This is a genomic window from Candidatus Njordibacter sp. Uisw_039, assembly GCF_047730075.1.
Taxonomy (GTDB): Bacteria; Pseudomonadota; Gammaproteobacteria; order Pseudomonadales; family Balneatricaceae; genus Njordibacter.
The window spans coordinates 1275003-1288250 of the sequence record NZ_CP159831.1 but is presented as its reverse complement, the minus strand read 5'-3'; the positions used below and the strand labels follow the sequence as shown (position 1 = coordinate 1288250).

13 protein-coding genes are annotated in these 13248 nt (G+C 44.2%); 3 read left to right on the top strand and 10 right to left on the bottom strand.

The window, feature by feature from the left end:
- Nucleotides 1-17 precede the first annotated feature (17 nt).
- Both ABXT70_RS06115 and ABXT70_RS06110 read right to left on the bottom strand, forming a co-directional pair.
- Nucleotides 18-743: a pseudouridine synthase gene (locus ABXT70_RS06115; RefSeq protein WP_443642286.1), complete on the bottom strand. Its 726-nt coding sequence runs from the start codon at nt 741-743 to the stop codon at nt 18-20.
- An 82-nt stretch (nt 744-825) separates the two neighbouring features.
- Nucleotides 826-2025 (bottom strand): ABC transporter substrate-binding protein, encoded by a 1200-nt coding sequence (locus ABXT70_RS06110; protein WP_443642285.1) that lies wholly within the window; start codon nt 2023-2025, stop codon nt 826-828.
- Nucleotides 2026-2365: 340 nt separating this feature from the next.
- Between ABXT70_RS06110 and metA the strand changes: the two genes are divergently transcribed.
- Entirely contained in the window at nt 2366-3295 is a 930-nt protein-coding gene (metA, locus tag ABXT70_RS06105) for a homoserine O-succinyltransferase MetA (RefSeq protein WP_443642284.1), read from the top strand.
- 32 nt (nt 3296-3327) lie between these two features.
- Here metA and ABXT70_RS06100 read toward each other — a convergent pair whose 3' ends face one another.
- Together ABXT70_RS06100 and ABXT70_RS06095 are read right to left on the bottom strand one after the other, a co-directional pair.
- Nucleotides 3328-4377 carry a PLP-dependent cysteine synthase family protein gene (locus tag ABXT70_RS06100; RefSeq protein ID WP_443642283.1) on the bottom strand — a complete coding sequence of 350 codons (1050 nt, stop codon included), beginning with the start codon at nt 4375-4377 and terminating at the stop codon, nt 3328-3330.
- 31 nt (nt 4378-4408) lie between these two features.
- On the bottom strand, nt 4409-5317 hold the full coding sequence (locus ABXT70_RS06095) for a DMT family transporter (RefSeq protein WP_443642282.1): 909 nt from the start codon (nt 5315-5317) through the stop codon (nt 4409-4411).
- A gap of 124 nt (nt 5318-5441) precedes the next feature.
- Here ABXT70_RS06095 and ABXT70_RS06090 point away from each other — a divergent pair, with 124 nt between their 5' ends.
- A complete protein-coding gene (locus ABXT70_RS06090; protein WP_443642281.1) occupies nt 5442-5639 on the top strand; it encodes a 4-oxalocrotonate tautomerase in 198 nt (65 codons plus the stop codon).
- A gap of 4 nt (nt 5640-5643) precedes the next feature.
- Nucleotides 5644-6717 carry a polysaccharide deacetylase family protein gene (locus ABXT70_RS06085; RefSeq protein WP_443642280.1) on the top strand — a complete coding sequence of 358 codons (1074 nt, stop codon included), beginning with the start codon at nt 5644-5646 and terminating at the stop codon, nt 6715-6717.
- 27 nt (nt 6718-6744) lie between these two features.
- Here ABXT70_RS06085 and ABXT70_RS06080 read toward each other — a convergent pair whose 3' ends face one another.
- The 6 genes from ABXT70_RS06080 to ABXT70_RS06055 form a co-directional block, all read right to left on the bottom strand.
- The gene (locus ABXT70_RS06080) at nt 6745-6954 is read right to left on the bottom strand and encodes a hypothetical protein (RefSeq protein WP_443642279.1); all 210 of its coding nucleotides are present in this window, start codon (nt 6952-6954) and stop codon (nt 6745-6747) included.
- Between the two features lie 47 nt (nt 6955-7001).
- Nucleotides 7002-8276 (bottom strand): MFS transporter, encoded by a 1275-nt coding sequence (locus ABXT70_RS06075; RefSeq protein WP_443642278.1) that lies wholly within the window; start codon nt 8274-8276, stop codon nt 7002-7004.
- 200 nt (nt 8277-8476) lie between these two features.
- A complete protein-coding gene (locus ABXT70_RS06070) occupies nt 8477-9973 on the bottom strand; it encodes an aldehyde dehydrogenase (NADP(+)) (RefSeq protein WP_443642277.1) in 1497 nt (498 codons plus the stop codon).
- Nucleotides 9974-10069: 96 nt separating this feature from the next.
- The gene (locus tag ABXT70_RS06065; protein ID WP_443642276.1) at nt 10070-10825 is read right to left on the bottom strand and encodes an SDR family NAD(P)-dependent oxidoreductase; all 756 of its coding nucleotides are present in this window, start codon (nt 10823-10825) and stop codon (nt 10070-10072) included.
- 48 nt (nt 10826-10873) lie between these two features.
- Complete coding sequence (locus ABXT70_RS06060; protein ID WP_443642275.1) at nt 10874-12559, bottom strand: thiamine pyrophosphate-binding protein; 1686 nt, start codon at nt 12557-12559, stop codon at nt 10874-10876.
- A complete protein-coding gene (locus tag ABXT70_RS06055; RefSeq protein WP_443642274.1) occupies nt 12559-13215 on the bottom strand; it encodes a hypothetical protein in 657 nt (218 codons plus the stop codon). The genes ABXT70_RS06060 and ABXT70_RS06055 overlap by 1 nt, the downstream gene beginning before the upstream one ends.
- Nucleotides 13216-13248: the final 33 nt, after the last annotated feature.

The window sequence follows — 13248 nt, the reverse complement described above, 5'->3', positions numbered from 1 at the left end:
TAACTGATAACTGCCAGCTACTCACTGCCAAGTTGTTTTAAAACCTGATCAAAATCAGCCTCTAACGATGCATCAATTACTAACAGCCTGCCATCCCTCCCTACAAGTGTCATTTGTGTACATGCCAGCCACAAGCGACCTGCACCAAAATAACCCTCACAGGCACGATTCAACAGCCCCTTGCCGTGACGAGAATCACCTACAATAGGATGCCCTATGTGCTTTAAATGGCGTCTGATCTGATGTTTACGCCCCGTTACAGGTTCACACCGCATTAAAGATAACCGAGTGGTCGGATAGCGATCTACCACCAGCGGTATCTCAAACTGGCGCACACACTGGACGTGGGTCAAAGCTTCCTTAGCCTTACCACCCAATTCAATACCTGCGTATTTATCCCCTTCGTCCCTTAGACTATGATCGATGGACATGGTTTCTGGACCATGCCCCCTTACTAAAGCCAAATAGGTTTTTCTTACCTGGTGGTCACGGAACTGCTGACTATAGAAACTAGCGGCCTCGTTAGAGAGTGCAAACATCAATACCCCAGACGTGGGTTTATCGAGGCGATGTAATGGATACACATGTCGGCCTAATTGATTGCGCAGTTCCTGCACTGCAAAACGAGTCTCATGCTTGTCAATGGGGCTGCGGTGTACTAACAAACCGCTGGCTTTTTTAATGGCCACAAGATCGTCATCTTGGTGAATGATTGATAGTGGTTGAGATGAGTTAATTGACATAAATAAGACGGTTCAGACATTAAAAAACCCAATTTAGATTACGCTAAATTGGGTTTTTTTGTTTAAGGCTTTAAGCTAATGCTTAGTGAACCTTAATAGTAGTGAATGCACCACCTTTTACTTCTTGCTCTTTGTACGATCCAGCAGGATCACCGTTAGCATCAAATTCTACGTTGGTTGCACCTTCGTAGTTAACTTCGCCACCATCTGCCAAGATCTGTAGACCTTTAGCAAGTTCACCGGGAAGGATAATTTCGCCAGGAGCGTTAGCAACTTTGCTCATGTGGGCAACAATACCTGCACGATCAGCAGATCCAGCAGATTGCATGGCTAGGGCGATGAGTGCGCCTGCATCGTAAGACTGGGCTGCATATGGCGCTGAACCATCTAGGCCAGCTGCAGCAGCAACGTCATTAAACATTGATGCGCCTGCAGACTCTGAACCTGGAAGAGTACCAAAGGTACCTTCGATGCCACCGTCTACATCTAGCAAGGAGTCACCGATCATGCCATCAGCTAGGATGAAGCGGTCAAATGCTCCAGAATCTAAAGAAGACTGAATGATGCCACGGCCGCCTTGGTCAACATAACCTAGAACAACTAGTTCAGATGCACCCGATGCAGACAAAGCACCTACTTCAGCAGAGTAATCTGCTTTGCCATCTTCGTGAGCAGCTTCAATGGTAATGGTACCACCAGCAGAACGGTATGCCGTAGCAAATGCATCCGCTAGGCCTTTGCCATAATCGTTATTAGTATAAGTTACAGCTACAGTGTCAATACCACGTCCCATAACGATATCGGCCAGCACTACACCCTGTCGTGCATCGGAAGGTGCAGTCCGGAAGAATACACCATTGTCGTCGATGCTGGAAAGTCCAGGTGAAGTAGCAGATGGAGAGACCATAGCAACACCATTTGGCGCGCCTACGTTCTTAGCAATTGCACCAGTTACACCAGAACAGTCAGCACCCATTATGGCTACCACATTATCAGAGTTTACCAAACGCTCAGCAGCTGCAGTCGCCGCTGCAGAGTCTACACACGTAGAGTCTGCACGTACTGGAACAATTACCTTTCCATCTAGTAATAGACCAGAATTGGATACTTCAGCAAAAGCCAACTCTGCACTGTCAGCCATAGCTGGCGTCAAAGATTCGATTGGACCAGTAAAACCTAGGATTACACCTACTTTTTCTTCGTGCCCTCCTCCATGTGCAGTGCCTGCAAGCAATGTTGCAGTTGCTGCTGCAAGAAGTGTCTTTTTAAATATGTTTTGCATTGACCTATTCCTCTGGGGATTTTATATTTTTGATATTGGTATGGGCTGCCCACAATAGTTCGAGGAGCGGCCATGTAGTCGAAAGCTAAGTTAGGTATAACGAAACTACTACCTATCGTCTCACAGCCAATAGACTGCAGCGAAGGTCTGAGTATATCCGCTCCTTGTAGTTAAGTTCAAACGTTAAATGCGACATTCACTTGCATAAACCCACTTTTTTATTAGATTTTATATGATTTCCCATTTACTAATGGTTTTTATAAGCTCATTAGCAAGGCTTAGGTTTTCTGCTACAATTATGTTTGTTACTGTTTAGTCGATTAATTAAAAGAGCTTTATCATGCCTATCCGTATTCCAGATGCTTTACCTGCCACAAGTGTGCTGCAAAAAGAAAACGTGTTCGTCATGACAGAAACACGCGCCCTCAACCAAGACATTCGCCCACTTAAAGTAATCATTCTCAATTTAATGCCTAAAAAAATTGAGACCGAAAATCAAATTATGCGATTATTGTCTAATTCTTCTTTGCAGGTGGATATAGAACTATTGCGGGTAGATAACCGCACTAGCAAAAATACACCGCCAGAACATCTGAATAGCTTCTACCGTAATTTCGCTCAGGTCAAAGATCACAATTATGACGGCCTCATTATTACCGGTGCCCCACTAGGTTTGGTGGCCTTTGAAGACGTAATTTATTGGCCTCAGGTAGACGAAATAATTCAATGGTCTCGCACTCACGTTACCTCTACCTTATTTCTGTGTTGGGCGGCCCAAGCCGGCTTAAAGTCCTTATATAATTTACCCAAACAAACACGGGCACAAAAATTATCAGGCGTATATCAACAAACAGTGAACCCTGGGCATGATGCATTAACCCGAGGTTTTGATGACCAATTTTTAGCACCTCAATCTCGTACAGCAGATTTCCCAGTTGACTACATCATTGCCAATACAGATCTAATCATCTTGGCCCAATCTGATGCCTCTGGAGCTTATTTAATGACTAGTGAAGATCGTCGTCAGGTTTACATCACTGGCCACCCCGAGTACAGCTCCCACACCCTAGCAGAAGAGTACCACAGAGATCACGCTGCGGGTTTAAACCCTATGTTGCCAATCAATTACTTCCCTAATGATGATGCTAGCGCCACGCCTAAAGCGTCCTGGCGGAGTCATGGCTATCTGTTCTTTAGCAACTGGTTGAACTACTGCGTTTATCAAGCAACACCATTTGATTTAGAAGATATGGAACCTACGCTGGATTAGGGTGCGTCTATAGGCCAGCGGTCGACTGCAAACTATCCACCACCCACCATGGTTGCAATCTCTTGCTCGTAAGGTGCTGTATCTCCTAAGTGTTCAGATACCCACTCTGGGTCATGGTAGGTTTGTAAGTAGCGATCACCACCATCACACAAGAGGGTAACAATGGAGCCTTTAATACCTTGCGCTTTCATTTGTTGAGCCACACACATGGCGCCCCATAAATTAGTACCCGTTGAAGGCCCTGCTTTGCGGCCGGTCTGCTGTGCTAGCCAAAGCATCGCTGCAACACTGGCTAAATCAGGCACTTGAATCATTTCATCCACAACATCAGGCATAAAGGAAGCCTCCACCTGCGGTCGCCCAATGCCCTCTATACGACTGCTAATGCCAGTAACGATACTCGGATCTTGGGCCATGTAACTTGGATAAAAGGCTGAGTTTTCAGGATCAACCACCACCAACTTAGTGTCATAGCCCATGTAGCGTATGTAGCGTCCAAGCGTAGCCGAAGTGCCACCAGTTCCCGCACTCATGACCATGGCGTGGGGAGTTGGATGAGGTTCGTTAGACATCTGTTTAAAGATACTTTCAGCAATATTGTTATTACCACGCCAGTCTGTAGCCCTCTCCGCATACATAAACTGATCCATAAAATAGCCATTAGACTTCTGAGCTAGCAAAACAGCGGCGTCATGCATTTGAGTGGCGCAATCAACAAAATGGCACCGGCCACCAAAGCGCTCAATCTGCACTATCTTTTGTACTGAGGTAGATTTAGGCATAACCGCAATAAACGGCACACCAATAAGTCTGGCAAAGTAGGCTTCCGATACAGCCGTACTGCCAGAAGATGCTTCCACTACGGTAGTATTAGCATCAATTTTGCCGTTACACAGGGCATATAGAAACAGAGAACGAGCAAGTCGATGTTTTAAACTACCTGTTGGATGGGTACTCTCATCTTTAAGGTATACATCAATACCCTCAAAGCTTGGCAGTGTCAGTTTGATTAAATGGGTATCTGCTGAGCGTTGGTAGTCTGCGTTTATTGCACTAAGTGCGCTGTTAATCCAATGTCTCATTAACTATTTCCTAGGTGTATTTTATGAGTGTTTAAAGTATATCTATACGGCCATCCTGTGCGGCACGGGCTCTTTTGCTCAGCTGTAATTCTCGCCAAGATACATAAGCGCCACTGGCACAAATAATGGCAATACCCAGCCAAACATAAACATCTGGAAAAAAATCAAATGCAAAATAACTAATTCCTGTTGCTGCCACAATTTCAAAATAGTTAAACGGGCTTAGCTGTGATGCCGTGGCATATTCACAGGCCATAATAATTAAGAAGTGTCCCATTGCCGCAAACAGTCCCATACCGGCCATCATTGCTAAACCAGTTAAATCTGGGGTTTTCCATACACTTCCTACCAGCGGAGTAAGGACAAGCACACCACCTACGGCAGTATAAAATAAAGTGAGCAATGGCGGTGATGATGCACTCAACTTTCGGGTAAACATAATATAGAAAGCGTAACCCACACCGGCTACAAGAGCCCATAATATAGTGGGTGAAAAACTGTCTGCCGTAGGTCGCAATACCACCACAACACCCACAAAACCACATACAACAGCAAAGCCCCTTAGGGCGTCAAATGATTCTCCCAGCCATATCGGCGCAACAACAGCGACTATCAAAGGCGAGACAAATAACAGCGTTAATGCGGTAGGTATAGGGTTATCTTTTATGGCGGCAAAGAAGGCCACGGTAGTAACCGTTAGCATCAAGCTACGCAACAACTGGTAAACCGGCTGCGTTGGCATACGCCACCAAACAATCCCCTTCCAGGCAAGTAAAGGTAACAACCATAACCCATGAAATACAAACCGTGCCCAAGTAATTTCTATCACTGCATAATCTACCGACAGGAGTTTGGCAAATAGATCGAGTACCGGCACAAATACCATCGCTAGCATCATCAGTCCCATACCGATAAGTGGGTTCTTTTTCTGAATTTTCACTGTCCATCCCTGTAGAAGCTAACAGCGGCCACTTTAGCCCAAGTTTTTTGCCTTGCATAGGACTTTAATGAGGTTATAAAATGAATATTCTGAGTTAACGTTTATACACTTCATGGACCCTCCTATGCCCTTAATCACCGTAGAACTATTTGAAGGCCGTTCGGTCGAACAAAAGCGTCAAATTGTCGAAGGACTCACTAAAACCATGTGCGATATTACAGGTGGTAATCCCAGCTCAGTTCAGGTGATGATCCGTGATGTACCTAAGTCTAACTGGGGTTTTGGCGGCGAATTATGCAGCGACCTATTTCCGGACAGATAAAACTATGAATTTCAAATTAATACTCAGTTTACCAATATTATGCCTAGGGCTCATTTGGCCTTTAACAAGCCATGCTGCCGATAGTTTTAATATCCTGCTCTATCATCACATTAGTTCTACTATGCCGCGCTCTACCTCCCTAACATCAGAGGAGTTTGAAGGGCATTTAGAGTATTTAAAGATCAATGACTACAATGTGATAGATCTAGCATCGGCTATAGCCTCGATACAGCAAGGCGAACCTCTGCCTGACAAAGCCATTGTGATCACGTTTGATGATGCATGGCGCGATATCTATCTACAAGGTCTACCCTTGTTAAAAAAATATGATTACCCCTTTACAGTGTTTGTAAATACTGACCCAGTGGATCAAAACAACCGTCATACCATGACATGGGATATGTTGAGAGATCTTAAACAACAAGGCGTAACGTTAGCTAACCACACGAGAGATCATGACTACCTTGTGCGCAAGCCCCTTTACGATGAGCAATGGTTAGACGCCACCTTAGACAATATTAACTATGCTCAGCAACGCTTAACTGACGAACTTGGCCCAGTACCTAAATGGTTAGCCTACCCCTTTGGTGAATACAACGACCAACTGAAACTTGCTTTAAAAAACCGAGGTTACATTGCCTTTGGACAACAGTCTGGTGGTGTAGCGGAATTTTCTGACTGGCAGGCATTACCTAGGTTTCCTGCCGCAGGCCGTTATAGTAATTTACAATCCCTTAAAACTAAGCTTGCATCTCAACCCTTGCCTGCCAAATACTCTGGGTTCACGGACCCAGTCATTCGTTTAGATGAAGGTGAGCAAAACCAACCATTGTTGCACGTTGAGCTGACAGAATCACAGCGATTGGGTGTACGGCAGCAACTGTCATGTTTTATTGTGGGAGAACAACAGAAACCAAAATGGCAAGGCAAAATGAACTTTACGGTGCAGGCGAATAAGTCCTTAGTTAAAGGACGTAATCGATACAACTGCACAGCACCGATATGGGGGCAAAAGAACTACTATTGGATGTCCCACCAGTGGTTGGTTTATGGCGGTGAAGCCCCGCCAAAACAATAACATTGCACAAGAGTTACCCTATCTCTGCTAACCTTGCAAAACCTTGTAATCGTGCTGGGCCCGCTTAGCTACATGCCCAGGGCTTGAAAATGGATTAGCTTGTGCGTTGTTGACGATCTTATACCCTTGGGTGCTACTATGGTAGTTTAGCCAAGTATGGGTGGGCAGCAAGACACAATCAGGGTCGGTGGTATCCACTGGGGGTAGTAGCTCATTCAGTTCGTCTAGGGACATCATTTGGCCCAGCATAAGTTTACAGTCTTACACTTATCGACACATAAACATTAAGGTTTAGTTTCGTCCTCTTGAGGGGATAAAATCTGTGGTTCATCAACGTACTGATGCGCCGCTAAATAAAGCTCTTCAGAACTGTACTGATTTGATGGTACCGCCACAAAAGGCTGCACAGGCTTGACAAAAATAGCTTGGTAAACCCTTCGATATATTGCCAAGGTAGCTAATGAAAAGCTGGTCACCGCGCTGACGATGAATAAGGCTTGTACGCCCAGCAGATCAATTAAAGGTCCAACAACAATGGGCCCAACAATCGCGCCAAAGCCATACAAAATAAGAATAGCACCAGCAACTTTAACCCTTAACTCGGGGCCAATAATATCGTTTATTAATGCCACAGCAATTGAATACAACGTAAACAAAAAAGCACCATAACAAGCCACTGCAAACCAAATCACATTAGGTGCATAGTGGGCAGCCAAAATCACACCAACAGCCGAAAAAGAGATACATATTGGGACAAGCATCATCAGCCAACCACGGCCAACCCTGTCTGATAAGCGCCCCAAAGGCCACTGCAATAGCAAACCACTAATTAACAACGTGGCTGTGAACTGAGGAATCAAACTCGCATCACCAAGCACCGAAAGCGCATAGACTGGCGCAAAAGCATGCACACTGGCATTACTGGCACCGGCAACAAATACTCCTAAAATTGCTAATGGGCCTACTTGCGCCAAGAGCCCAAAAGAAAGTTTACTGTTTGTGCTTATAGTAGGTGCAGATTGTTTGGTCAGTAGCACTGGAATTAATGCTAGCGAAAAAATAATAGAAGCCAAACTGAACAATTCAAACTGACCTACGTCTCCCAAGTTGAGTAAGAATTGGCCGCAGCCTGCAGCCATATAATTAACCATCATATAACTGGACAGCACACTCCCTCTTTGATGGCTGGGTGTCGCTTCATTGAGCCAGCTTTCGGTCACGATAATCAAACCAGCCATACAAAAGCCAGAGATCAAACGCAAAAGCATCCAATGACTCACTTCTAAAAATAAAGGGTGTAATAAAGCTGTAGCAGACATAAGTGATGCGAACACCGCAAAAGCCCGAATATGGCCTACTCTGGATATGATGCGCACGGCAAACAAACCACCCAGCAAGAGGCCTAAAAAGTAGCTCGCCATGATGAATCCGAGCCAGCTTGTGGTTACGCCTTCAAGGGTGGCACGCAAACCTAAGAGAGAATTAAAAAGACCATTGGCCAACAGCAAAAAGCCATAGCTCAATAACAAAGAAAATATTGATCGAAAAACAGAAAACACTCGTTTATCCTGTATTACATCCTTGAAGAGTCATATAATCATAGCCTAAGGTGTTCGCTTTAATCCATACGCCTTAAAAAATAATGACTTCGTTATGTAAACGGAAGTCATTATTTTTAACAGTTTGAGTAGAATGGCTCTACCTAAATCGTACTGTTCTATTTAGTTTTTATCATGATGGTGGAATTGAGGTTCCCCGTTTATATGGATAAAATACTTTCTGGAATGTTTTGATAACTCACCGGACGTAGGAATCTCCTGATAGACATTGTACCAACAGATGTGGCCCCAAAATTGGTACTAGCTGGATAAGGCCCTCCATGTACCATTGCATCACTCAATTCCACGCCAGTTGGGAATCCGTTGGCTAAAATCCGACCTGCTTTACGTTCTAAAATTGGTATAAAGCTAGCTGCGACCTCATTATCTTTTTCATCCATATGCAGGGTGCAGGTTAATTGTCCAACCAAACTTTTGGCGATACTAAGCATTTGATCCAAATTACTAGCACGTACTATTAGTCCAAGCGGACCAAATACTTCTTCTCTTAATTCATGGTTCGCTAACCAAGTATCAGCAGAACAATCATATAAGTATGGGGATGCTGACCGATCGTTATTATTTGTTCCTACCAATTCGGTCACATCATTTGCATCTTGTATAGTTTTTACGCCACAACGATAGGCATTCGCAATACCGTCAGTCAGCATAGTTTGTGGGCCCATTTCTTTTAAAGCCGCAGTCATTGCATCGATCATCACTTCCGCATCAGGGCCGTCTAAAACAACGGCAATGCCTGGATTGGTGCAAAATTGTCCTGCGCCCATCGCCAATGATCCAGCCCAGGCTTTGCCCATATCCACCGCTCGACTAGCCATTGCATTCGGTAAAAAGAACATTGGGTTAACAGAACCAAGCTCCCCAAAAAACGGAATGGGTGTTGGACGAGCAGAACATAAATTGAATAACGCCCGACCACCACCAAGAGAGCCTGTAAAACCTACTGCATTGATTAACGGGTGTTGTACCAATGCGGTTCCTACATCACGACTTTTGGCTTGAATGAGTGAGAATACACCGGGGTGAATATCACATGCCTTGATGGCTACATCAATTGCTTGAGCAACAATGTCGGCGGTACCAGGATGAGCTGAGTGACCTTTAACTACGACTGGACATCCTGCGGCTAAAGCAGCTGCGGTATCGCCACCTGCTGCGGAAAATGCTAAAGGAAAATTTGATGCGCCAAAAACAGCCACAGGACCAATAGGTCGTTGGATTGATTTGATATCAGGTCGCGGCAGTGGTAAACGATCAGGGAGTGCTATGTCATGTCTCGCATCCAAATAATTTATTTTTTCAATATGACGTGCAAATAGACGGAGTTGTCCGACTGTTCGTCCTCGCTCACCTTCTAACCTTGCAGTTGGAAGTCCAGTTTCTTCAGAACCGATCTTAGTGATGTCACTACCACGAGCATCAATTTCTTCGGCAATTTTGTCTAAAAAGGCTGCTCGAACTGCAATGCTTGACGAGCCAAAACTCCAAAAAGCATCTTCGGCGGCTTTTGCTGCCTTATTAACCAAATCAACAGTTCCGTTAGCAAATTTATGAGCACCACCATGAGCTGGGCTGGATGTAAAAGTAGTCTCACCTGAGAGCCATTCTCCAGCGATGAGATGTTTGTTTTTTAGCATAATAAAAACCTTTTTGTGCGGCATCATTCGCGTCATTTATAAAAACAAATGACAAAAATTCATTGCCTGAAAATTTGACACCCTCCCCCGTTAGGTTCAGTGAAAATAGGCCCCACCATCAACAACGAGGGTTTGGCCTGTGATGAATGCTGATTCTTGAGACGCAAAATACATCACTGCTCCGACAATATCTTCGGGCATTTGATCACGTTGAATAACTCGTGCTTTCAAAGATATATCTTGTAGTTTCTCAATCTGTTCAGGGTTCGCAAGAACGCCATCAGACATTGTAAAACCAGGCGCAACTCCATTAACTAAAATACCAGCGCTACCAAGTTCTTTAGCTAATGATTTTGTCATTGCGTTAACTGCCCCTTTACTAGCAACATAATGCAACATGAAAGGTACTCCTTTAAATGGAGTACCAGATGAAATATTAATAATGCGACCATCACCTTGTTTGCGCATTGTCGGCACAACGGCACGAGAAGAAAGTGCTTGTCCCATAACATTAACTTCAAGTACTCTCTTCCATTCATCCACGTCCAAATCTTCAAAAGCCGTCGGTTTAAGAGAAGAATAAATACCAGCATTATTGACCAAAACATCGATCCGACCGAATTTGTCTAATGCGGTTTTGGCCATTTGTTCGGTATCGCTTTGACTAGAGACGTCACAAGACACACCCACAACACGATCCCCAGTTTTATCTAAATCTTTAGCGGCATCATCTGCATTTGAGCAGTCTGCAATAACAATATTTGCGCCTTCCGCTAAAAAGCCTTCAACAATTGATCGACCAATGCCCATAGCTCCGCCAGTAACTATCACTGTTTTACCCTGAAATTTCATGTTATGTACCTTCTCAGTTTTAATTTGTATGATTATTATCTGCTCGGCTTATCTAACTGCGATTAGTTTTCTTCCATCATTTCTAATATCAGATAAAGTTTTTTGGGGTGTTAAAGCCTGAGGGTCTATCGGAAGCTCTATCAGTGCAGGGCCATTCACTTCCATTGCACGCTTTAGAGCGTCTGTAAATTCTGAAGAGTTCTTAACTACTTCACCGTGACATCCATAAGCCCTTGCTAAGGCCCCAAAATTCGGATTAGTTAATTCTGTAGCACTTACTCGATCTGGATAATTACGTTCTTGATGCATCCTAATAGTTCCATACATACCGTTATTAACGATTAAAATTATGAGGTTTAGGTTATATTTACGAGCCGTGGCAAGCTCTTGTCCGTGCATTAAAAAACATCCATCGCCAGCAAAACAAATTACGGGACGATCTGGAGATATTCTAGCAGCAGCAACGGCAGCAGGTAAGCCATAACCCATGGAACCAGATATAGGAGCAAGCTGTGACCGGAACCTGGTAAACCGATAAAAACGATGCACCCAAACTGTATAGTTTCCTGCTCCATTGGTTACAATAGTATCTGCTGGCATCAGAGAATCAATGGATCGCATAACATCAGGCATTTGAACATCACCAATGCCTTCAGGTAGCGTGCTCCATTCCTTATATTCTATGTTTGCCATCGCTGTATTTTCAGCTTGTTTAGTAGATATATTAGATGGCTGCCTTTGATTAAGACGCTGTACAACAATTGTAGGACTCGCAGGCACCCCAAGAGTTGCAAAATAGACACGGCCTATTTCAGATGGGTCAGGGAAAATATGCACAAGTTTTTGACGTGGCTTTGGAATATCAATAAGTGAATATCCGCTTGATTCCATTTCACCAAAGCGGGTACCAAGTAAAATCAATAGATCGGTATTTTTAACACGTTCGGCTAGCTTTGGATTTACACCAATGCCTACATCTCCCGCGTAATTAGGATGAATATTATCAAAGAAATCCTGACACCTAAAGGAAGCTGCAACGGGAATACTCCATTTACTAGAAAACTCCTCCAATGCATTTTTTGCTGATTGGTTCCATGGCCCACCACCGACTACAATCAAGGGATTAGATGCATTTTCAAGGAGCGCTATAAGCATCTCGAAATCATCTTGTGCAATATCAGATTTTGGTACCGTGACAGCAGGCAAAGCAGGCACCGGGGCACAGAGATCAGTCAGCATATCTTCAGGTAAAGCGAGGACTACCGGTCCCGGACGGCCAGAACACGCAACATGAAACGCACGAGAAACAAGTTCGGGAATACGTTCCGGTTTATCGATTTCGGCTACCCATTTGGCTACTTCTCCAAACATTTTTCGATAGTCTATTTCTTGAAAGGCTTCTCGTTCTCGCATATCTCGTGCGACTTGCCCCACAAAAAGAATCATCGGTGTCTGATCTTGAAAAGCAACATGTAAGCCCGCCGATGCATTAGTTGCCCCCGGCCCACGAGTAACCATGCAAATGCCTGGGCGTCCAGTTAACTTCCCATGTGCATCAGCCATCATCGCAGCCCCGCCTTCTTGGCGGCAAACAGTGAGTTTTATTTCTGGTGCATCAACGAGAGCATCAAGGACAGAGAGATAACTCTCTCCTGGCACTAAAAATATGTGCTCTACATTTTGCACCTGAAGACAATCAACAAGTATCTGGGCACCTGTACGGTTTTCTGACATTAGTTATTCCTTTCAACTAAGTTGATCGCTGTTTCAGAAAATACACGATAGGATTGTGATTTTGGTTTGTGTTTATCATCTTCGTTTACGTACTTAATAGACGAAGTTCCAAGCAACGCTTGTGGCAGAACCATTGCACGAATAAACCGACTAGTTTTTTCCAAATCAGCCTGAGCAAAAACATGATTGGATCCGTTCTCAAACCAAGCACCACCGGGGCAATAAGAAGAGGACTGGCCTAGAGTGTCGATTCTGATTGAACCTTCCCGCAAACATCTAATTCCTGGACCTTGATGCGTGTGAAGAAGCGCACAGCCTTCTGGTGGGAATTCAACGCTATCTAAGCGCATTAAAAATTCTTCACCTATGCTGCCTAAATCTATTTCTCCTGTTAAACGAAGAGTACTGCGAATACTTATGGGATCTGAGGGATTATCAACTGATTCAATTTCCCAACGCCATATAGTAGCGCCTTCGTTTCCTGCACGAATGTTCAATGCTGTAGTTGAGACCAAACCCTCATCTTGAGCCTTACTTTCACTGTTCACTATGATTGCGCCCGCTGAGACATAAAGAGCTCTTGGAGAGTCAGAGGACAGATAAAATTGTTCATCTGCATATGGAGTATCTTCGTAAAGTCTCAATTCATATGTCATTTTTTTGTTCCTACTCGATTTATAATTTATGGG

Excerpts from the sequence above, each read along its gene's own strand:
- ABXT70_RS06115 (WP_443642286.1), bottom strand. The coding sequence starts at position 743 with ATGTCAATTAACTCATCTCAACCACTATCAATCATTCACCAAGATGAC.
- ABXT70_RS06110 (WP_443642285.1), bottom strand. The coding sequence starts at position 2,025 with ATGCAAAACATATTTAAAAAGACACTTCTTGCAGCAGCAACTGCAACA.
- metA (WP_443642284.1), top strand. The coding sequence starts at position 2,366 with ATGCCTATCCGTATTCCAGATGCTTTACCTGCCACAAGTGTGCTGCAA.
- ABXT70_RS06100 (WP_443642283.1), bottom strand. The coding sequence starts at position 4,377 with ATGAGACATTGGATTAACAGCGCACTTAGTGCAATAAACGCAGACTAC.
- ABXT70_RS06090 (WP_443642281.1), top strand. The coding sequence starts at position 5,442 with ATGCCCTTAATCACCGTAGAACTATTTGAAGGCCGTTCGGTCGAACAA.
- ABXT70_RS06085 (WP_443642280.1), top strand. The coding sequence starts at position 5,644 with ATGAATTTCAAATTAATACTCAGTTTACCAATATTATGCCTAGGGCTC.
- ABXT70_RS06080 (WP_443642279.1), bottom strand. The coding sequence starts at position 6,954 with ATGATGTCCCTAGACGAACTGAATGAGCTACTACCCCCAGTGGATACC.
- ABXT70_RS06070 (WP_443642277.1), bottom strand. The coding sequence starts at position 9,973 with ATGCTAAAAAACAAACATCTCATCGCTGGAGAATGGCTCTCAGGTGAG.
- ABXT70_RS06065 (WP_443642276.1), bottom strand. The coding sequence starts at position 10,825 with ATGAAATTTCAGGGTAAAACAGTGATAGTTACTGGCGGAGCTATGGGC.
- ABXT70_RS06060 (WP_443642275.1), bottom strand. The coding sequence starts at position 12,559 with ATGTCAGAAAACCGTACAGGTGCCCAGATACTTGTTGATTGTCTTCAG.
- ABXT70_RS06055 (WP_443642274.1), bottom strand. The coding sequence starts at position 13,215 with ATGACATATGAATTGAGACTTTACGAAGATACTCCATATGCAGATGAA.